9 protein-coding genes are annotated in these 22,196 nt (G+C 61.8%); 6 read left to right on the top strand and 3 right to left on the bottom strand.

Features of this window, described 5'->3' with window-relative positions:
• Positions 1 to 322: 322 nt before the first annotated feature.
• Both ACMXYJ_RS25035 and ACMXYJ_RS25030 read left to right on the top strand, forming a co-directional pair.
• Complete coding sequence (locus tag ACMXYJ_RS25035; protein WP_415757355.1) at positions 323 to 13,306, top strand: non-ribosomal peptide synthetase; 12,984 nt, start codon at positions 323 to 325, stop codon at positions 13,304 to 13,306.
• Positions 13,307 to 13,489: 183 nt separating this feature from the next.
• Positions 13,490 to 14,302 (top strand): alpha/beta fold hydrolase, encoded by an 813-nt coding sequence (locus ACMXYJ_RS25030; protein WP_415757354.1) that lies wholly within the window; start codon positions 13,490 to 13,492, stop codon positions 14,300 to 14,302.
• Between the two features lie 108 nt (positions 14,303 to 14,410).
• On the opposite strand, the gene dsbG is transcribed toward ACMXYJ_RS25030, so the two are convergent.
• Genes dsbG through dsbD form a run of 3 tightly spaced genes read right to left on the bottom strand, consistent with a single transcriptional unit; the run spans position 14,411 to position 17,759 of the window.
• The gene (dsbG, locus tag ACMXYJ_RS25025; protein WP_415757353.1) at positions 14,411 to 15,181 is read right to left on the bottom strand and encodes a thiol:disulfide interchange protein DsbG; all 771 of its coding nucleotides are present in this window, start codon (positions 15,179 to 15,181) and stop codon (positions 14,411 to 14,413) included.
• The gene (locus ACMXYJ_RS25020; protein WP_415757352.1) at positions 15,157 to 16,023 is read right to left on the bottom strand and encodes a prolipoprotein diacylglyceryl transferase family protein; all 867 of its coding nucleotides are present in this window, start codon (positions 16,021 to 16,023) and stop codon (positions 15,157 to 15,159) included. The genes dsbG and ACMXYJ_RS25020 overlap by 25 nt, the downstream gene beginning before the upstream one ends.
• Positions 16,023 to 17,759 carry a protein-disulfide reductase DsbD gene (gene dsbD, locus ACMXYJ_RS25015; RefSeq protein ID WP_415757351.1) on the bottom strand — a complete coding sequence of 579 codons (1,737 nt, stop codon included), beginning with the start codon at positions 17,757 to 17,759 and terminating at the stop codon, positions 16,023 to 16,025. Before dsbD ends, ACMXYJ_RS25020 begins: the two co-directional genes overlap by 1 nt.
• A gap of 153 nt (positions 17,760 to 17,912) precedes the next feature.
• Here dsbD and ACMXYJ_RS25010 point away from each other — a divergent pair, with 153 nt between their 5' ends.
• From ACMXYJ_RS25010 to ACMXYJ_RS24995, 4 genes are all read left to right on the top strand, one after another.
• Complete coding sequence (locus tag ACMXYJ_RS25010; protein WP_415757350.1) at positions 17,913 to 18,596, top strand: response regulator; 684 nt, start codon at positions 17,913 to 17,915, stop codon at positions 18,594 to 18,596.
• On the top strand, positions 18,593 to 19,918 hold the full coding sequence (locus ACMXYJ_RS25005) for an ATP-binding protein (RefSeq protein ID WP_415757349.1): 1,326 nt from the start codon (positions 18,593 to 18,595) through the stop codon (positions 19,916 to 19,918). Before ACMXYJ_RS25010 ends, ACMXYJ_RS25005 begins: the two co-directional genes overlap by 4 nt.
• A 267-nt stretch (positions 19,919 to 20,185) precedes the next feature.
• Positions 20,186 to 20,671, top strand: coding sequence for a GNAT family N-acetyltransferase (locus tag ACMXYJ_RS25000; RefSeq protein WP_415757348.1), 486 nt, complete (start codon positions 20,186 to 20,188; stop codon positions 20,669 to 20,671).
• Positions 20,672 to 20,748: 77 nt separating this feature from the next.
• Entirely contained in the window at positions 20,749 to 22,161 is a 1,413-nt protein-coding gene (locus ACMXYJ_RS24995; protein WP_415757347.1) for an aspartate aminotransferase family protein, read from the top strand.
• Positions 22,162 to 22,196: the final 35 nt, after the last annotated feature.

Raw genomic sequence — 22,196 nt, 5'->3', positions numbered from 1 at the left:
CCGTCCAACACATCGAGCGACAAATTATTCTTAATGATAATGATTGTCAAATGAGAAAGAGAACTAATGCTCCGCAAAGGTGCAGAGTGAGAACTGCGACACGCTGCCGCACCGCAGTCCCATTGGCGATCAGGCCTTCCGACTAATTATTTAAAGACGTCAACCGTTCTCATTGGTGAATGGTTCCGGGTAGCCGCTGCGGCCAAAACAGCATTCCCAAGCCTTGCGCGGTCGGCGAAGACCGCGCCCTGCACGCCCTCGAAGGGGCGTGACGTCAGAAAACCGATTTCACTTTGCAAGCCGAATTCAGGCAGGAAACCTCATGACCGACGCGTTCGAACTCCCCAGCACACTGGTCCAAGCCCTTCAGCGCCGAGCGGCCCTGACGCCGGACCGGGTGGCCTTGCGTTTTCTCGCCGAAACCCAGGATCAGGCTGTGGTGCTCAGTTATCGCGAGCTGGATCAGCGGGCACGGACCATTGCTGGCGCGTTGCAGGCCGAGGCGGCGTTTGGCGATCGCGCGGTGCTGCTGTTTCCCAGCGGCCCGGATTACGTCGCGGCGTTCTTCGGCTGCCTGTACGCCGGTGTGATTGCGGTGCCGGCTTATCCGCCGGAGTCGGCGCGTCGTCATCATCAGGAGCGTTTGCTGTCGATCATTAGCGATGCCGAACCGCGTCTGCTGCTGACCAGCGCCGGTCTGCGCGAGGCGTTGCAGCAAATAGAGGGCGCGCCGCCGTTGCTGTGTGTCGATACGCTCGACAGTGCATCGGCCGAACATTGGGTGGCGCCCGAACTTGCAGACGACCACATCGCGTTCCTGCAATACACCTCCGGCTCCACCGCATTGCCTAAAGGAGTGCAAGTCAGCCACGGCAACCTGGTGGCCAACGAACTGCTGATTCGCCGCGGCTTCGGCATCGATCTGAATCCTGACGACGTGATCGTCAGCTGGCTGCCGCTGTACCACGACATGGGCCTGATTGGCGGTCTGTTGCAGCCGATTTTCAGCGGCGTGCCGTGCGTGTTGATGTCGCCGGCGTATTTCCTTGGCCGGCCGTTGCGCTGGCTGGAAGCGATCAGCGAGTACGGCGGCACCATCAGCGGCGGGCCGGACTTTGCCTATCGATTGTGCAGTGAGCGGGTCAGTGAATCGGCCCTGGAACGCCTCGACCTGAGTGGCTGGCGCGTGGCGTATTCTGGTTCCGAACCGATTCGCCTCGACACGCTGGAACGCTTCGCCGAGAAGTTCGCGTCCTGCGGTTTCACCCAAGACAGTTTCATGGCGTCCTACGGGCTGGCCGAAGCGACGCTGTTCGTGGCCGGAAGCCCTCGCGGTCAGGGCATTGGCAACCTGCGCGTGGACGATCAGGCCCTGGCAGAAAACCGTGCGGAGCCAGGCGAGGGCGGCGCGATCATGAGTTGCGGCATCAGTCAGCCGGATCACGCGGTGCTGATTGTCGATCCGATTGCGCTCAACGCGTTGGCTGACAATGCGGTCGGCGAAGTCTGGGCCGCCGGGCCAAGCATCGCCCACGGCTACTGGTGCAACCCGGAGGCCAGCGCCAAAACCTTCGTTCAGCACGCCGGCCGTACCTGGCTGCGCACCGGCGACCTGGGTTTTATGCGCGGCGGTGAACTGTTCATCACCGGGCGCCTGAAAGACATGTTGATCGTTCGCGGTCACAACCTTTATCCGCAGGACATCGAGCAAACCATCGAACGCGAAGTGGAGGTGGTGCGCAAAGGTCGTGTCGCCGCGTTCGCCGTGAACATCGAGGGTCAGGAAGGCATCGGCATTGCGGCGGAAATCAGCCGCAGCGTGCAAAAGATCCTCCCGCCCGACGCCCTGATCAAAGCCATCCGCCAAGCCGTGGCCGAGGCGTATCAGGAAGCGCCAAGCGTGGTGGTGCTGCTCAATCCGGGTGCGTTGCCCAAGACCTCCAGCGGCAAACTGCAACGCTCGGCTTGCCGCAATCGTCTGGTGGACGGCAGCCTCGACAGCTATGCGCTGTTCCCGTCGGCAGACCTCGAAAGCAAATCCGCGACTGAATCAGGTTCCGAACTGCAAACCCTGATCGGCCAGATCTGGTGCGAGCATCTGAGCGTCAAACAGATCAGCGCCGACGATCACTTCTTCCTGCTCGGTGGCAACTCCATTGCCGCCACTCAGGTGGTCGCACGTCTGCGAGAAACACTCGGTCTGGAGCTGAACCTGCGCCTGTTGTTCGAAGCGCCGACCCTCGGCACGTTTGCCGCCGCAGTCGCTCAGCAACAACAGGACGGTGGACTCGCCCAAGGCGCGATCACTTCGTTGTCGCGCACCGAAGCCATGCCGCAATCGCTTGCGCAAAACCGCCTGTGGATCACCTGGCAACTCGACCCACAGAGCAGCACCTACAACATTCCCGGTGCCTTGCGCCTGCGCGGCGAGCTGGATGAAGACGCCTTGCGCGGCAGTTTCCAACAGCTGATCGAGCGTCACGAATCCCTGCGTACGCGGTTCTTCGAACGTGATGGTGTGGCGCTGCAACAGGTCGATGCAGCGAGCGAATTCAACCTGCAACTGATCGATATCAGCGACCTGCCGGTGGCTGAGCGTGAAGCCCGTGCGCAGCAAATCCGTGAGGACGAAGCCCGCACTCAATTCGATCTGGAGAAAGGCCCGCTGCTGTGGGTGACCCTGGTGCGACTCGATGAAGAGGACCATCAACTGTTGGTGACGCTGCATCACATCATCGCCGACGGTTGGTCGCTGAACGTGCTGATCGACGAGTTCTCGCGTCTGTATGCCGCAGCGTCCCAAGGACAAAAGGCAACGCTTCCGGCATTGCCGACCCAGTACGCCGATTACGGCAGCTGGCAGCGCCAATGGCTGGCGCAAGGGGAGGGCGAGCGTCAGCTGGCGTACTGGAAAACGCAATTGGGCGATGATCATCCAACCCTTAGCCTGGCCACCGATCATCCACGCTCGGCGCAACACCTTCACCGCGCCGCGCGCCACACCGTACGGTTGGGCGCGACCCTGAGCGATGCCATTCGCCAGACCGCCCAGGCCCATGAATCCACCTCCTTCATGCTGTTGCTCGCCGCGTTCCAGAGCCTGCTGCACCGCTACAGCGGACAACGCGACATTCGCATCGGCGTGCCCAACGCCAACCGTCCGCGCCTGGAAACCCAAGGGCTGATCGGCTTCTTCATCAACACCCAGGTGCTGCGCGCCGAACTGGATTCGCAACTGCCATTCGTTGAGCTGCTGGCGCAAACCCGTCGGGCCGCATTGGGTGCGCAAGCTCATCAGGATCTGCCGTTCGAACAATTGCTCGAAGCCTTCCCGCAAGCCCGCGAACAAGGTTTGTTCCAGGTCATGTTCAACCACCAGCAACGGGATTTGAGCGCACTGCGTCGCTTGCCTGGGCTGCTGGCCGAAGAGCTGCCTTGGCATAGCCGCGAAGCCAAGTTCGACCTGCAACTGCACAGCGAGGAAGACCGTAATGGTCGCCTGAGCCTCTCCTTCGACTACGCCAGCGAACTGTTCGACGCCGCGACTATCGAGCGCCTGGCCGAGCATATCAGCAACCTGCTGCGAGCCGTTTGCGAACAACCGAAAACCACCATCGGCGATCTGCAATTGCTGACCTCGTCCGAGCTCGATCAGCAAGCATTGTGGAGCGCTGCACCGTGTACGCCGGCCAGCGTTTGGCTGCCGGAACTGCTCAACGAGCAGGCTCGCCTGACCCCTGAGCGCACCGCGCTGATGTGGGATGGCGGCGCCATGGACTTCGCCGAACTGCACACCCAATCAAACCGCCTGGCCCATTACCTGCGCGACAAAGGCGTCGGCCCGGACGTCTGCGTGGCCATTGCCGCCGAGCGTTCGCCGCAGGTGCTGATCGGCCTGCTGGCGATCATCAAGGCCGGTGGCGCCTACGTGCCGCTGGACCCGGATTACCCGGCCGAGCGCCTGGCCTACATGCTCAGCGACAGCGGCGTCGAATTGCTGCTGACCCAGACCCAATTACTCGAGCGCTTGCCGGCCACCAATGGCGTCAGCGTGATCGCCATGGACGCCTTGCATCTGGAGAGCTGGCCGAGCCACGCACCGGGTCTGCACTTGCACGGCGACAACCTGGCGTACGTGATTTACACCTCCGGTTCCACCGGCCAGCCGAAGGGCGTCGGCAACACCCACGCAGCCCTCGCCGAACGCCTGCAATGGATGCAGAGCACCTATCGTTTGAACGACACCGACGTGCTGATGCAAAAGGCGCCAATCAGTTTTGACGTGTCGGTGTGGGAATGCTTCTGGCCGCTGATCACCGGTGCACGTTTGCTGATTGCCGGCCCCGGCGAACACCGCGATCCGCACCGCATCGCGCAACTGGTTCAGCAATTCGGTGTGACCACGCTGCACTTCGTACCGCCGCTGCTTTCGTTGTTCATCGACGAACCGCTGACCGCCGAGTGCACTAGCCTGCGCCGCGTTTTCTCCGGCGGCGAAGCTTTGCCTGCCGAACTGCGCAACCGCGTGCTGGAACAACTGCCCGCCGTGCAATTGCACAACCGCTACGGTCCTACCGAAACCGCGATCAACGTCACTCATTGGCACTGCACAACCGCCGATGGCGAACGCTCGCCAATTGGTCGTCCGCTGGGCAATGTGCTGTGCCGCGTGCTCGATGAGGCACTCAATCCCGTTCCGGCCGGTGTGCCGGGCGAACTGTGCATCAGCGGTATCGGCCTGGCCCGTGGCTATTTGGGCCGTCCGGGTCTGACCGCTGAACGCTTCGTCGTCGATCCGCTGGGAGAAAAGGGCGCGCGTTTGTACCGCACTGGTGACCGCGCGCGCTGGACCGCCGACGGTGTGATCGAATACCTCGGCCGTCTCGATCAGCAGGTCAAACTGCGTGGCTTCCGCGTTGAACCGGAAGAAATCGAAGCGCGTCTGCTGGCTCAGGACGGCGTCGCTCAAGCCGTGGTGCTGGTGCGCGAAACGGCGGCCGGTGGGCAGTTGATCGGTTACTACACCGCAACCGATTCCACAGAAGATGTTGATGCTCAAACCGCACGCCTGAAAGCTGCGCTGGCCGCCGAGTTGCCGGAATACATGGTTCCAGCGCAACTCATGCGCCTGGACGAAATGCCCCTGAGCCCCAGCGGCAAACTCGACCGTCGCGCCTTGCCGGAGCCGCAATGGCAAGTGCGCGAGCACGTCGAACCGGACACTGCCCTCGAGCAACAAATCGCCGGCATCTGGCGCGAAGTGCTGGGCCAAACACAGATCGGCCTGCGTGACGATTTCTTCGCACTCGGCGGCCATTCCTTGCTGGCCACGCAAATCATTTCCCGCACCCGTCAGGCCTGCGACGTCGAGTTGCCGCTGCGCGCGCTGTTCGAAAACAGTGAACTGGGCGCGTTTGCCGAACAGGTTCAACTGATCCAGGCCAGCGGTAAAACCAACCAGCAGCCGCCGATCGAGAAAGTCGACCGCAGCCAACCGGTGCCGCTGTCCTATTCCCAACAGCGCATGTGGTTTCTCTGGCAGATGGAGCCGGACAGCCCTGCCTACAACGTCGGCGGTATGGCGCGACTGCGTGGGGTGCTCGATGTCGGGCGTTTCGAAGCCGCGCTGCAAGCCCTGATCATGCGTCATGAAACCCTGCGCACCACGTTCCCGAGCATCGATGGCGTGGCCCGGCAACAGGTTCACCCGCAAACCGGGATGCGCATGGACTGGAAGGACTTCTCCGCGCTCGACGTTGATCACCGCGAACAACGCGTCCAGCAACTGGCCGACGACGAGGCACATAAACCCTTCGATCTGGAAACCGGACCCCTGCTGCGCGCCTGCATGGTCAAGACCGCCGAGCACGAACATTATCTGGTGCTGACCCTGCACCACATCGTCACCGAAGGCTGGGCGATGGACATCTTCGCCCGGGAACTGAGTGCGCTCTACGAGGCCTTCGTCGATGACCGCGAATCGCCGCTGGAACCGCTGCCGGTGCAATACCTGGATTACAGCGTCTGGCAGCGCCAGTGGCTGGAGTCCGGCGAACGTCAGCGCCAACTCGACTACTGGACCGCGCAACTGGGTCGCGAACATCCATTGCTGGAATTGCCGAGCGACCGTCCGCGTCCTCCCGTGCAAAGCCATCAGGGCGAATTGTTCCGTTTCGACCTGAGCGATGATCTTGCCGCGCGCGTTCGGGCCTTCAATGCACAAAACGGCCTGACCCTGTTCATGACCATGACCGCTGCGCTGGCGGTGCTGCTTTACCGCTACAGCGGCCAGACCGACCTGCGTATCGGCGCGCCGGTAGCCAACCGGATTCGTCCGGAAAGCGAAGGGCTGATCGGTGCGTTCCTCAACACCCAGGTGCTGCGTTGCCAGCTCGACGGGCAGATGTCCGTCGGCGAATTGTTCGAGCAGGTTCGCCATACCGTGATCGAAGGCCAGTCCCATCAGGACCTGCCGTTCGATCATCTGGTGGAGGCGTTGCAGCCACCGCGCAGCGCGGCTTACAACCCGTTGTTCCAGGTGATGTGCAACGTGCAACGCTGGGAATTCCAACAGAGCCGCACACTCGCTGGCATGACCGTCGAGTACCTGGCCAACGATGCCCGCGCAACCAAGTTCGACCTCAACCTGGAAGTCACCGACCTCGACCATCGCCTGGGCTGCTGCCTGACCTACAGCACCGATCTGTTCGATGAACCGCGCATTGCGCGCATGGCCGGACATTGGCGCAACCTGCTGGAAGCGCTGCTGGCCGATCCGCAACAGCGCCTCAGTGAGCTGCCGCTGCTGGAAGCCACTGAACAGCAAAACCTGCTCGACAGCCTCGGCGTCGAGCCGGGCGAACACCGACTCGACCAGTGCATTCATCACCTGTTCAGCGAACAGGCGCTGGCCCGTAAAGACGCACCGGCACTGACCTTCGACGGGCAAACCCTGAGCTACGCCGAGCTCGACAGTCGTGCCAATCGCCTGGCCTGGATGCTCCGCGAGCGTGGCGTGGGGCCGCAGGTTCGGGTGGGTCTGGCGCTTGAGCGTTCGCTGGAAATGGTTATCGGCTTGTTGGCGATCCTCAAGGCCGGCGGCGCCTACGTGCCGCTGGACCCGGAATATCCGCTGGATCGTTTGCACTACATGATCGAAGACAGCGGCATCGGTTTGCTGCTCAGCGATGCGGCGATGTTCGACGCGCTCGGCGAACTGCCGGCAACTGTCGCTCGTTGGTGCCTGGAGGAGGACGCAGCAGAACTGGCCAATTACCCGGCCACCGAGCTGCCATTTATCAGCTTGCCGCAGCATCAGGCGTACCTGATTTACACCTCGGGCTCTACCGGTAAACCGAAAGGTGTGGTGGTGTCCCACGGCGAAATCGCCATGCACTGCTGTGCGGTGATCGAGCGTTTCGGCATGCGTTCGGACGACTGCGAGCTGCACTTCTATTCCATCAACTTCGATGCCGCGACCGAACGTTTGCTGGTGCCGCTGTTAAGTGGTGCTCAGGTCGTTCTGCGCGCTCAAGGCCAGTGGGACGCGGAAGAAATCTGCGGTCTGATTCGCCGTCACAACATCAACATTCTCGGCTTCACCCCGAGCTATGGCAGTCAATTGGCGCAGTGGCTGGCGACTCAGGGCGAAATCCTGCCGGTGCGCATGTGCATCACCGGCGGTGAAGCACTGACTGGCGAGCACCTGACGCGGATTCGTGCGGCGTTCAAGCCGAGCCTGTTTTTCAACGCCTACGGCCCGACCGAAACCGTGGTCATGCCGCTGGCCAGTCTGGCGCCCGAGCAATTGGAAGAAGGCCTTGGCAGCGTGCCGATCGGCAGTGTGATCGGCGCGCGCGTGGCGTACATCCTCGACGCTGATCTGGCGCTGGTGCCGCAAGGCGCGACCGGTGAGTTGTACGTCGGCGGTGCCGGTCTGGCGCAGGGTTATCACCAGCGTCCGGGTATGACGGCCGAGCGTTTTGTGGCTGATCCTTTTGCGGCCAACGGTGGGCGTCTGTACCGCACTGGCGATCTGGTGCGCCAACGCGCCGATGGTCTGGTGGAATACCTCGGACGTATCGACCATCAAGTGAAGATTCGTGGTTTCCGCATTGAACTGGGCGAAATCGAAACCCGTCTGCTGGAACATGAATCGATCCGTGAAGCCGTGGTGCTCGCCCTCGATGCCCCGAGCGGGAAACAGCTGGTCGGCTATCTGGTGACTGAAGTCGCAGAGCAGGACGAAGCGCAACAACACTCACTGCGTGAGGCGTTGAAGGCGCACCTCAAATCCCAGCTGCCGGATTACATGGTGCCGACACACCTGATCCTGCTCGCCAGCATGCCGCTGACCGCCAACGGCAAACTCGACCGCCGCGCATTGCCGGCGCCGGATCCGGAGTTGAACCGTCAGCAGTACGTGGCACCGAGTAACGAGCTTGAACTGACGCTGGCCGCTATCTGGTGCGAAGTGCTGAACGTTCTACAGGTCGGCCTCAACGACAACTTCTTCGAACTGGGCGGCGATTCGATTCTGTCGATCCAGGTGGTCAGCCGTGCGCGGCAGCAGGGCATTCACTTCAGCCCGCGCGACCTGTTCCAGCACCAGACCGTGCAGACCCTGGCAGCGGTGGCGACTCGTACCGAGCAGGTCAGCGCCGAACAAGGTTTGCTGATCGGCGAATCGCGTCTGACGCCGATCCAGCACTGGTTCTTCGACACCGACATCCCCCAGCGCCAACACTGGAACCAGGCGTTGCTGCTGGAACCGACCGTCGCGCTGGAGCCCCATCGTCTGGAGCAGGCGCTGCTGGCAGTGATCGAACAGCACGACGCCTTGCGTTTGCGCTTTACCGAAGTCGCAGGTCAATGGCAGGCCGAGCACCAGGCGGTTTCCGACACGCCGATGTTGTGGCAAGTGCGCGTTACGTCCATGGACAAATGCGCGGCACTGTTCGCCGATGCCCAGCGTAGCCTCGACCTTGAGGAAGGGCCGCTGATGCGCGCGCTGCTGGTCGATGGTCCCGAGGGGCAACAGCGGCTGTTCGTCGCCATTCACCACTTGGTCGTGGATGGGGTTTCGTGGCGGGTGTTGCTGGACGATTTGCAAACGGTGTATCGCCAACTGGACGCGGGGCAGTCGGCAAAACTGCCGGTGAAAACCAGCGCCTTCAAGGACTGGGCCGCACGCTTGCAGGCGTATGCCGGCAGCGAATCCTTGCGTGAGGAGTTGAGTTGGTGGCAGTCGCAACTGGTCGGTGAAAGCGCTGAATTACCGTGTGATCGCCCCGAGGGTGGCCGCCATAATCGTCATGCGCAAACTGTCAGCGTGCGCCTCGATGTCGAGCGTACTCGCCAACTGCTGCAACAGGCACCGAGTGTCTATCGCACTCAGGTCAACGACTTGCTGCTGACCGCTTTGGCCCGCGTGCTGTGCCGTTGGAGTGGTCACGATTCGGCGCTGATTCAACTCGAAGGCCACGGCCGTGAAACGCTGTTCGACGAGATCGACCTGACCCGCACCGTGGGCTGGTTCACCAGTGCGTATCCGCTGCGGCTGATGCCAGCGGACGGGCAGGGCGCTTCGATCAAGGCGATCAAGGAGCAACTGCGCGCGGTGCCTCACAAAGGTCTGGGTTATGGCGTGCTGCGTTATCTCGCCGATGACTCGAGCCGGCAGGCCATGGCGGCCTTGCCGGTGGCGCCGATCACCTTCAACTACCTCGGTCAGTTCGACCAGAGCTTCGGCGCGGACGCTTTGTTCCGTCCTCTCGATGAAGCGGTCGGTGCGGCCCATGATCCTCGCGCGCCGCTGCCCAATGAGCTGAGCGTCGACAGTCAGGTCTATGGCGGTGAGCTGGTGCTGCGTTGGACCTTCAGCGCCGAACGCCACGACCCGCAGACCATCACTGAGCTGGCAGATGCTTACCTCGGCGAATTGCAGAGCCTGATCGAGCATTGCCTGCGCGACGATGCGGGCGGCCTGACGCCGTCGGACTTCCCGTTGGCGAAATTGACCCAGCCACAACTCGACGCGTTGCCCATCCCGGCCGCCGTCATCGAAGACGTCTACCCGCTGACGCCGATGCAGGAAGGCATGCTGCTGCACACCTTGCTGGAACCGGGCACCGGCCTCTACTACATGCAGGATCGCTACCGCATCAACAGCGAGCTCGACCCGCAACGTTTCGCCCAGGCCTGGCAAGCGGTGATCGCCCGTCACGAAGCCCTGCGCGCGTCGTTCTGCTGGAACGTCGGCGAAGACATGCTGCAAGTTATCCACAAGCCGGGCAGCACGCCGATCGAGTACCTGGACTGGACGGCAATCGCCGAAACCGAGCAAGAGCCGAAGTTGCAGGCGCTGCTTAAAAGCGAGCGCGAGGCCGGGTTCGATCTGCTCAATCAGGCACCGTTCCACCTGCGCCTGATCAAGGTCGGTGCAGCGCGCTACTGGTTCATGATGAGCAACCACCACATCCTCATCGATGCCTGGTGCCGTTCGCTGCTGATGAACGATTTCTTCGAGATCTACACCGCCCTCGGCGAAGGTCGGGAAGCGCAGCTGGCCGTGCCGCCGCGTTATCGCGACTACATTGGCTGGCTGCAACGCCAGAGCCTGGCCGAGGCGCGGCAGTGGTGGAAAGCCAACCTGCAAGGCTTCGAGCGGACCACGCCGATTCCGAGCGACCGGCCGTTCCTGCGCGAACATGCCGGCGAAAGCGGCGGCATGATCGTCGGCGACCGCTACACACGGCTCGATGCCCGTGACGGTGCGCAACTGCGCGAACTGGCTCAGGCCCATCAGCTGACCATCAACACCTTTGCCCAAGCGGCGTGGGCGCTGGTGCTGCGCCGTTTGAGCGGTGATCGCGACGTGCTGTTTGGTGTCACGGTGGCCGGGCGTCCGGTGGACATGCCGCAGATGCAACGCACCGTCGGGCTGTTCATCAACAGCATCGCGCTGCGGGTGAAAATGCCGGAAGACGACCAGCGTTGCAGCGTTCGTCAATGGCTCAGCGGTTTGCTCGACAGCAACATGCAACTGCGCGAGTACGAATACCTGCCGCTGGTGAGCATTCAGGAAAACAGCGAGCTGCCCAAGGGCCAGCCGTTGTTCGACAGCCTGTTTGTGTTCGAAAACGCCCCGGTGGAAGTCTCGGTGCTGGACCGTGCGCAAAGCCTCAACGCGACCTCGGATTCGGGCCGCACCCACACCAACTTCCCGTTGACGGCGGTCTGCTATCCGGGCGATGACCTGGGTTTGCACCTGTCTTACGACCAGCGTTTTTTCGATGAGTCGACCGTTGAGCGCATGCTCGGCGAGTTCAAACGGTTGCTGCTGGCGCTGGTCGAAGGCTTCCACGGCGACATGGCCGATCTGCCGTTGCTGGGTGCCGAGGAGCAGGACTTCCTGATCCACGGCTGCAACCAGAACGAACACGATTACCCGCTGGAGCAGAGTTATGTCTCATTGTTTGAAGCGCAGGTTGCCGAGCATCCACAGCGCATTGCCGCCAGTTGCCTGGATCAGCAGCACAGTTACCTTGAGCTGAATGAACGCAGTAACCGTCTCGGTCACGCGTTGATTGCCGCTGGCGTGAGGCTGGATCAACCGGTGGCGTTGCTGGCTGAACGTAACCTCGATCTGTTGGGCATGATCATCGGCAGCTTCAAGGCCGGCGCGGGTTATTTGCCGCTGGATCCGGGCCTGCCGAGTCAGCGTCTGAGCCGGATCATCGACCTGAGCCGCACGCCGTTGCTGGTGTGTTCTCAGGCCTGTCGCGAGCAAGCGCTGGCGCTGCTGGATGAGTTCGGTTGCGCCAACCGGCCGAAGTTGTTGGTCTGGGAAGAGGTGCAGGCCAGCGATGTTTCGGTTGCCAACCCGGGCATCTACAGCGGCCCGGACAACCTCGCCTACGTGATCTACACCTCAGGCTCGACCGGCCTGCCGAAAGGCGTGATGGTCGAACAGCGCGGCATGCTCAATAACCAATTGAGCAAGGTGCCTTACCTGAACTTGAGCGAGGCTGATGTGATCGCCCAGACCGCTTCGCAAAGTTTCGACATTTCGGTCTGGCAGTTCCTCGCCGCACCGTTGTTCGGCGCTCGGGTGGACATCGTGTCGAACACCATCGCCCATGATCCGCAAGGATTGTTGGCGCATGTGGTGGCCCAGGGCATCACCGTGCTGGAAAGCGTGCCGTCGCTGATTCAGGGCATGCTCACTCAGGAACGCATGAGCCTCGACGGCTTGCGCTGGATGCTGCCGACCGGTGAAGCAATGCCGCCGGAGCTGGCGCACCAGTGGCTGCTGCGCTACCCGGAGATCGGGTTGGTGAATGCTTACGGTCCGGCGGAATGCTCGGATGACGTGGCGTTCTTCCGCGTCGACATGGCGTCGACGCGCGGCAGCTACCTGCCGATTGGTACGCCGACCGACAACAACCGTTTGTACTTGCTTGATGGTGCGTTGGAGCTGGTGCCGCTGGGTGCGGTGGGTGAGTTGTGCGTCGCGGGTACCGGTGTCGGCCGTGGCTACGTAAGTGATCCGTTGCGCACCGCGCAGGTGTTTGTGCCGAATCCGTTTGGTGAACCGGGTGATCGTCTGTATCGCACCGGCGACCTGGCCCGTCGTCGCAGTGACGGCGTGCTGGAATACGTCGGGCGGATCGACCATCAAGTGAAGATTCGCGGTTACCGCATCGAACTGGGTGAAATCGAGGCGCGTCTGCATGAGCAACCGGAAGTGCGTGAAGCGGCGGTCGGTGTACAGGAAGGCGTCAACGGCAAGCACCTGGTCGGCTATTTGGTAGCGGCTGATTCTTTGATCAATCCAACCGAGCGACTGGAACGCATCAAGCAACGCCTGCGCGCTGAACTGCCGGAATACATGGTGCCGCTGCACTGGTTGTGGCTCGATCGGATGCCGCTGAATGCCAACGGCAAATTGGATCGCAAGGCTTTGCCGGCGCTGGAGATCGGCCAGTTGCAGAGTCAGGACTATCAGGCGCCGCGCAATGAACTGGAGCAGACGCTGGCGGATATCTGGGCCGAGGTGCTGAAGGTCGAGAAGGTGGGGACTCGCGACAACTTCTTCGAGCTGGGCGGGCATTCGCTGCTGGCGACGCAGATCGCTTCGCGGGTGCAGAAAGCCCTGCAACGTGATGTGCCGCTGCGGGCGATGTTCGAATGCAGCACGGTGGCGGAGTTGGCTGAGTACATTGATGGATTGGCGGTGAGTGATATCACCGAGGAGAAGGTGGATCGGTTGAATGATCTGATGGCGGAGTTGGAGGGGTTGTAGTTCTTTAGCGTCTGTAAGGGCCTCATCGCGAGCAGGCTCGCTCCCACAATGAACCTGTGTACGCGGGACTAATGTGGGAGCGAGCCTGCTCGCGATGGGGCCAGTGCAGACAACTACAAGGTTGACTGTGGAACGACTCCGGCACAGTCTGCCTGCTCCATTTTTTGCGAGAGGAGACAGTCAATGCCCTTCGTTACGGTTGACGGACAACCCCTTCACTACATTGATCAAGGCACCGGCCCTGCGGTACTGCTGGCCGGCAGTTATCTGTGGGATCAGGCCATGTGGACGCCGCAGATTGCCGCCCTGTCGCAGCAATACCGGGTGATCGCCCTGGACCTCTGGGGCCACGGTGAATCCGGGCGGATGCCCGAGTGCACACAGTCGCTGGATGACATTGCGCGCCAGGCACTGGCGTTGCTTGATCATCTGGACATCGACCGTGTCACGCTGGTCGGTCTCTCGGTCGGCGGCATGTGGGGCGTGCGTCTGGCGCTGTCGGCACCGCAGCGGATCAATGGTCTGGTGCTGATGGACACCTACGTCGGCGTCGAGCCGGAACCGACTCGCCAATACTATTTCTCGTTGTTCAAACAGATCGAAGACACCGGCGTGATTGCGCCGCAGCTGCTCGATATCGTTGTGCCGATCTTCTTCCGTCCAGGCATCGATCCGCAGTCGGCGTTGTATCAGGACTTCCGCGCCAAACTGGCCGCACTGCCGCCGGAGCGTCTGCGCGAGAGCATCGTGCCGATGGGGCGGATTACGTTTGGGCGTGATGATCTGTTGCCGCGACTGGGCGAGTTGAATCCTGACACCACGCTGCTGATGTGCGGTGACCAGGACAAGCCGCGGCCGCCGTCGGAGACGAGGGAGATGGCCGAGTTGATCGGTTGCCCTTATCTGCTGGTGCCGGAGGCGGGGCATATCTCCAATCTGGAAAACCCCGAGTTCGTTACAGAAGCGTTGCTGAAATTTCTATCCCAGAGAAATTAGTCGATCGTACCGACGCCATCGCGATCAGGCTCGCTCCCACAGGGGAATGCATTCCAATGTGGGAGCGAGCTTGCTCCGGGCGGCGTTCCGACGATGGGGCCATTAAATTCACTTAGGCCCGAGAATTTGCGCCAACTTGTCCGGCGACGGCGCGCCTTGCTGTTGTTGCAGCTCGCCCTTGTTGTCCATGTAGAAAATCGCCGGGGTGGCCTGCAGCTCCAGGTCTTCCATCAACTGCATGTTCGCCGCCAGTTTCGCCTCAATCGCCGGTGGCACGTTTTTGAGGGCTTTCAGCGAGCTGTTCTTGCCTGACTTCTCATGGTCTTCCAGCGCTTTCTGCGGATCCTTGGCGGCCAGCAGTGCAGCCGATTTCCCCGGACTGTCTTCGCGGATGATGCCGACCATGATGTGCCGCAACTGCACCTTGCCAGCCTTGACCCATGGCCGCGCCTGTTCCCAGAACACGTTGCAATAAGGGCAGTTCGGATCGCTGAACAGGTAAACGATCCGCGGTGCATCCTTCTTCCCGTCGGCGATCCAGTTGCTGGCTTCCATCTTGCCCCAGACTTCCTTGGCCATCGGTGCGTAAACCAGCTTCTGCAACGGCGCGCTGGTCAGGTCATTGCCGTCGGCGTCGTACAGATTGCCGAGCAGCACGTGCTTGCCATCCGGGGTCAGGTACAACGCTATGCCACGGTTCTGGTACTGCGCCGCATAACCGCGCAAGCCGTCGGGAGCGTCGAATTGGCCGACGATTTTTGCGCCCTTGGCTTCGATTTTCTTGATCGCTTCGGGCAATTCTTCGGCGGCCTGCACTGACGGTAGATGCAGCAGGGCGGCGCCCAGGGTCAACGTCAGCAGGTGGCGGAGGCGGGGCATGGCAATTTCCTTGAAGAGGTGGCCGGTACGGCAGGATTCGGGGTGTCGAAGTTTTCCAGGGCGCGGGCCAGGCTGGCTTCTGACAGCTCACCCAGATGGCTGCCCAGCAGGCGACCGTCGGGGCTATAGAACAGCGTAGTCGGCAATGCCATGGAGCCGACGGCCTGGCCCAATCGGCCACTGCCGTCGAACAGCACGTTGGACAGGCTCAGGCCCTGGGTTTCCAGAAAAGTACTGACGCTTTGCATGCTTTCAGCCTGATTGACGAACAGGAACGTCAGGTCCGGGCGGTGTTGCTGGGCGTTTTCCAGCACCGGCATTTCCCGACGGCACGGCGGACACCAGGTGGCCCAGAGATTGATCACCAACGGGCCGCCCTTGTAATCGGCCAGTTGCACGGTTTCACCGGCGGCATTGCGCAGGGTGATTTCCGGCAGGCGTGTGCCTTGTTCGTAAATGGTCAGGGAGAAGGTCGCCAGCAGCCAGAACGCCAGGCCGCTGGCCACGCCAAAGCCCAACGGGCGGCGCAAGCCCGGGCGACGCCAGCCTCGATACAACGCGGCAAGCAGCAGTGCGATTACGCCCGGCCAGGCGAGGAAACCGCCGTCGCGCAGGTCGATGATCTGCCAGGGGTCATCGCGATAATGGGCCCAGTAAACGGCTACAAAACTGACCCGGGCGGCCAGCATGCCCAGCAGGAACAGGCTGAACAGCACCGACTCCGGATTCTCGCCGCCGCGCTTGGCCACCCGCCAGCCGATGAAAGTCGCCAGCGCCAGGGCGCTGATCAGCAGCAGGTGATTAAGCGCGATGGCAAAAGTGCCGAGGGTAAAGGTCAGCATTAGCGGGCGTCTCGGGTGGTGGTCCAGCGTTGCAGGAAAGTGTCGGCATCGACTTCACCGGTGATGCGCTGGCTGCGACGCTCGATGCCATCGGCGCCGATCCACAGCAGGCTCGGTGGCCCCGGCACTTTATAACGGCCGAGCAGTTCGCGGCTGGCGGCATTGTCAGCGGTGACGTCCAGCCGTAGCAAGCGCACATCGCTCAAGGCTTCCAGGACGCGAGCTTTGCCGAACACCTGTTTTTCCATGACCTTGCACGACACGCACCAGTCGGCGTAGTAATCCAGTAGCACCCATTGGCCTTGAGCCTGTGCCGCGTCGAGCTCCCGTTGCAGAGCTGCCGGGTCCTTGATGGTGGTGAATGCGTCGTGCCCGACCGGGTTTACGGCGCTGCTCGAGTTTGCAGCGCTATAGACCTGCAATGGCTTCACCAAGTCATCACTGCCACCGGCAGCACCGATCAGCAGCAGGCTGCCCCACACACCCAGCAAGAGTGAGCTGGCGCCGAACACATGGGCGACGCGACTGAAACCTTCCGACTGCTTCCAGGCGCTGTACGCGGCAATCAGCAGCAACGCACCGCACAAACCAATCCACAGTGATTCATCCAGCACCGGACGCAGCATCAGCAACGCGGTGGCGAGGAACAGGAAGCCGAATATGCCCTTAAGCAGGTTCATCCACGCGCCGGGTTTAGGCAGGAATCGATTGCCGACGGTGACCAACAACAACAGCGGCACACCGATGCCGATGCCCATGGCGAACAGAATCAGCCCGCCATGCAGAGCATTGCCGCTTTGAGCGATGTAGAGCAAGGCGCCCGCCAGCGGGGCGGTCATGCACGGACCCACCAGCAAACCGGACAAGGCGCCCAACAGACCGGCGCCGAACTGGCTGCCGCCGCGCTGATTGCGCGAGACGTTTTCCAATCGATCACGCACGGCCACCGGCAGTTGCAACTCGAAGAAGCCGAACATCGGCAACGCCAGCAACACAAACACCGCCGCGAAACTGCCCAGCAACCAAGGGTTCTGCAACAACGCCTGCAGATTCGCCCCGAGCAGCGCGGCCAGCACGCCCATCGCCGCATACACCAGCGCCATGCTCACGACGTAGCTGGTGGCCAAGGCGAAACCGCGCTTGGGCGTGGCGCCACTGCCGACGATCAAACCGGCCAGAATCGGCAGCATCGGCAGCGAGCAAGGGGTGAAGGCCAGCAACAGCCCCAGACCGAAGAACACCAGCAAACTCCAGCCCAACGCCCGCTGTTGCAGGCCGCTGGCCAGGGCTTGATCCGGCGCTTCGTCTGTCGCAGCGAAAGCGGATTTGCCGCCCAGATCCACGACCTGCGTTTGCGGCGGATAACACAAACCGGCGTCGGCACAGCCCTGGAATCCGACCTTTATCTGACCGGTCGCACCTGCCGGAATCTTCAGTTCCAGGCCCTGACGATAGACCTGCTGTTCGCCAAAAAACTCGTCGCTATGCGCTTCGCCGTCAGGCAATACAGGCTTGTGTTCCGCGGGCAAGCCATCGAATTTCAGGCGTTGCTGGTAAAGGTAATAACCGCCGGCGATCTGCCAATAGAGCTGGGTTTCACCGGAATCAAGGCGTTCGGAGGTGAAGATGAACGCCTTGCCGACGGGAAGAAAATCGGGTTTGGTCGCGAACGGATCAGTCCCTGCCTGGGCCAGACCCGAGATCAAGAGAACAAAAAATAAAAACAGTCGACGCATGGGTAAGCCTTATCCCTGTGCAAGTGAGGTGCAGAATGGGAGGCGGCGATTAACCGATGATTAACCACAGTGGTCTTGTGGCAATGGTGCTTGCGGCATAATGTCCGCTTAATCGGCCACCGGCCTAATCACCTTTTTTCAACAGGTCTCACCATGCACGTACTGGTTTGCGAAGACGACGAGTTGATCGCCAGCGGCATTGTCGCCGGCCTCACCGCTCAGGGCCTGACGGTAGAACATGTCGCCACGGCATCGTCTGCCCGGGCGATGCTCAAGGTCGCCGAGTTCGATGTGATGGTGCTCGACCTCGGTCTGCCCGATGAAGACGGTTTGAAGCTGCTGCAGCAGTTAAGACACAACGGCCTGGAAATCCCGGTGTTGATCCTCACCGCCCGGGATTCAGTCACCGACCGCGTCGATGGCTTGCAGGCCGGCGCTGACGATTACTTGCTCAAGCCTTTTGATCTGCGCGAACTTGCCGCGCGCCTGCACACGTTGCTACGACGAGTGGCCGGACGCAGCGTCAACCTGATCGAACACGGTCGCCTGACCTACGACCCAAGCAGCCGTGAAACCATGCTCGGCGGCCAGTCGGTGGACCTTTCCCGTCGTGAGCAGTCGCTGTTGCAGGCCTTGCTGCATAATCGGGGACGGGTGCTGTCCACCGAGCAACTGAAAGACAGCGTCTACGGTTTTAACGATGAGCTGGAAAGCAACGCCCTCAACGTGCATATCCATCACCTGCGGCGCAAACTCGGCAATGGCATTGTCGAGACGGTGCGCGGCCTGGGCTATCGCCTGGGGCCGGCCGATGGTGGAGAGGAACTGAAAAAGTGATGAGCCTGCGTTTGCGCCTGAGCCTGACACTCGGCGCCGCTTTTGCCCTGATCTGGGCCTTGGCTGCGGCCTGGATGCTCAGCGATTTGCGCAATCAGATGATGTTTTCCCTCGACCAGCGGCTCGTGGCCTCGGCACGCATGGTCGCCGGCCTGATGGAGCAATTGCCGCCATTGCCGAGCAAGGGCGAAGGCACCCATTTCAGCGCTGAACAACTAAACCTCCCCGGCGGCATGGCCTGCCAGGTCAGTTCATTGCGCGGCGAAATCCTCGCCCGCAGCCACACCGATCCGCAACAAACCCTGGAAGCCGAGAAAATGGGCTTTCACGACCAGATGATCGATGGAGCACCGTGGCGCAGTTTCACCCTGGCCCGCGGCGACGTGCGCATCACCACTGCCGACCGGCAGATCGAACGTGAGGCGCTGAATATGTCGATCCTGCTGGCGGCTTCGGTGCCGGTGGGCGTGGCCTTGCTTGGTTGCCTGTGCCTGCTCTGGCTGGGGATCGGCCAAGGGCTGGCGCCACTCAACCGCATGCGCGATGCCTTGATGCGCCGCAGCGCCGACTCCCTGGAACCGCTGCAGATCCAGCCGCTGCCCAGCGAGCTGCAACCGTTGCTGGACACCCAGAATCAGCTGTTCCAGCGCATCGGCAAGACCATCGAACGGGAACGCCGTCTGACCGGTGACGCCGCCCACGAATTGCGCAGCCCGCTGACGGCGATCAAGACCCACTTGCAAGTGGCGCGCATGACCGACGGCGCGGCCCGGGATCAATCCCTGGCCCGGGCCGAAGAGGGGGCCGATCGCCTGCACCGGACCCTTGAACAGTTGCTGTTGTTGGCGCGGGTCGAGGGCAGTCTGTCGTTCGATGACGGCGTGCAATGCAGCGCCGAGCAGGTGGCGAAACTGGCGATTCAAGATGCTGCCAGCGGTGATCGTCAGCGGATCAAATTTCAAATGCCGTCGAAAATCTCCCACGCCCCGGTGCAAATGCCCGCGGTGCTGTCGATTGCCGCGCTGCGCAATCTGCTGGACAACGCGCTGCGCCATACCCCGGGCGACGGCGCGGTGGAGCTGAGCCTGGAAACCACCGGCAACCGCGTGCAGTTTTTGGTCCGCGACCACGGCCCGGGGATTGCCGAAGACGATCTGCAACACCTGACCCAACGCTTCTGGCGCAACGGCCAGAGCACTGGCTGCGGCCTGGGTCTGGCGATTGTTCAGGCGATTGTCCAGCGCTGCGGTTGTACGTTGCATTTCGACAGTCGGCCGGATGGGTTGCGGGTTGAGTTGACCATGCCGTTGCAATCGGTGTGAATCTTGAGAGCCACCCCTCTCCCCATGGGGAGAGGGGGAAAGGGAGCCGATTTTCATGCTTTTCAAAAACTGAGTTCGACTCGGATTTTCAGGTCGATGTAGCTCTAAGACCACCTCGGTCAGTCCCCTCGCCCCCTGGGGAGAGGGTTAGGGTGAGGGGGGGATTCTGCAGGCACACCAAATGTAACGTCTCTCCATTAGCCACCCACTCGCCACAGCGCTATCGTCCCCGGCAGCTTTTTCTCAATGGATTGAGGTAACAGCGCCATGGATTCCCCCTTACAAATCTGCAAGGCAACCCCTGCCGACGCCGGCATCATCAGCCGGATCGTCGAGCGCTCCATTCGCGTGGGTTGCGCGCTCGACCATCGCAACGATCCGCTCACCGTCGCCACCTGGACCCACAACAAAACCATCGAACACGTGCAGCCCTGGCTGACCGACGAGCGGTTGTACCTGAACATCGCCCTGTTGCAGGACAAACCGGTCGGCGTCGCGATGGCTGCGATCAGCGGCAAGGTCGCGTTCTGTTATGTGCAACCGGAATGGTTTCGTCGCGGGGCCGGGCAAGCGCTGGTGCGCGACCTCGAAGACTGGCTGACCGATCAGGGTTTGCGCCAGGCACGACTCAACAGCACCCGCACCAGCGAAGCGTTTTACCGTCATCTGGGTTACCAGCCTTGTGCTGAAACCTTCGCCGTGGCCGGGCTCCACGCGATTCCCATGCACAAAGCGCTGACACCCCCTTCATAGAAAGCTGATCGAGGGTCTAAATCCTCGGCGCCCTGATGCGTTTCCAGAACAGGAAAACCTTATTGAGGGGTCGAGAGATGTCAGTCGCTACCAGCCTTATGGAAGATCAGTCGGCCCGGATCACTCCGGCGCCGACCGAGACGCTTTATCAGTTCAACGAATCGCCGCTGCTGGCCCGTCAGAACCAGCAGGAATCGAATGCCCGCAGCTATCCGCGACGCATTCCCCTGGCCCTCAAGCGTGCCAAGGGCATTTATGTCGAAGACGTCGAAGGCCGCCGTTTCATCGACTGCCTGGCTGGCGCAGGGACGTTGGCCCTTGGGCACAACCATCCGGTGGTGATCGAAGCGATCCAGCAAGTGCTGACCGATGAACTGCCCCTGCACACCCTCGACCTGACCACCCCGGTCAAGGATCAGTTCGTTCAGGACCTGTTTGGTCTGCTACCACAGGCATTGGCCGCTGAAGCCAAAATCCAGTTCTGCGGCCCGACCGGCACCGACGCGGTGGAAGCCGCGCTGAAACTGGTGCGCACCGCCACCGGGCGCAGCACCGTGCTGTCGTTCCAGGGCGGTTATCACGGCATGAGCCAGGGCGCGCTGAGCCTGATGGGCAGTCTGGGGCCGAAAAAACCCTTGGGCGCCTTGCTCAGCAACGGCGTGCAGTTCATGCCGTATCCCTATGATTATCGCTGCCCGTTCGGTCTCGGCGGCGCGCAAGGCGTGCAGGTCAACCTCAACTACCTGGAAAACCTGCTCAATGATCCCGAGGCTGGCGTGCAATTGCCGGCCGCGGTGATCGTTGAAGTGGTGCAGGGCGAGGGCGGGGTGATTCCGGCCGATCTCGACTGGCTGCGCGGCCTGCGACGGATTACCGAAAAGGCCGGCGTGGCGCTGATCGTCGATGAAATCCAGAGCGGATTTGCCCGCACCGGCAAGATGTTCGCCTTCGAACACGCCGGGATCATTCCCGACGTGGTGGTCATGTCCAAAGCCATCGGCGGCAGTTTGCCGCTGGCCGTGGTGGTCTATCGTGACTGGCTCGACACCTGGCTGCCGGGCGCCCATGCCGGGACCTTCCGCGGTAATCAGATGGCCATGGCTGCAGGTTCTGCGGTGATGCGTTACCTGACCGAACACAAGGTCTGCGAACACGCCGCCGCCATGGGCGAACGCTTGAGCGAACACCTGCGCATCCTGCAACGGGACTTCCCGCAACTGGGTGATATTCGCGGTCGCGGCTTGATGCTGGGCATCGAGTTGGTCGATCCGACGGGCGCGCCGGATGCCTTGGGTCATCCGCCGATCTTCGGTCGTCTGGCGCCGCTGGTGCAGCGTGAATGCCTCAAGCGCGGCTTGATCCTTGAGCTGGGCGGGCGTCATGGCGGCGTGGTGCGTTTCCTGCCGCCACTGGTGATCACTGCTGCGGAAATCGATCAGGTGGCTGAGATTTTCGGCCGGGCCATGGCCGCTGCCACTGCCTGCCTCTAAATTTTTCAGCCTCTGACACGTTCCTTCTACATAAC

The sequence above is a fragment of the Pseudomonas arabinosi genome (assembly GCF_047758675.1).
In the GTDB taxonomy this organism is placed as follows: domain Bacteria; phylum Pseudomonadota; class Gammaproteobacteria; order Pseudomonadales; family Pseudomonadaceae; genus Aquipseudomonas; species Aquipseudomonas arabinosi.
Note: the sequence above shows the minus strand (reverse complement) of the source record. Positions and strands in the feature narration are given on the sequence as shown.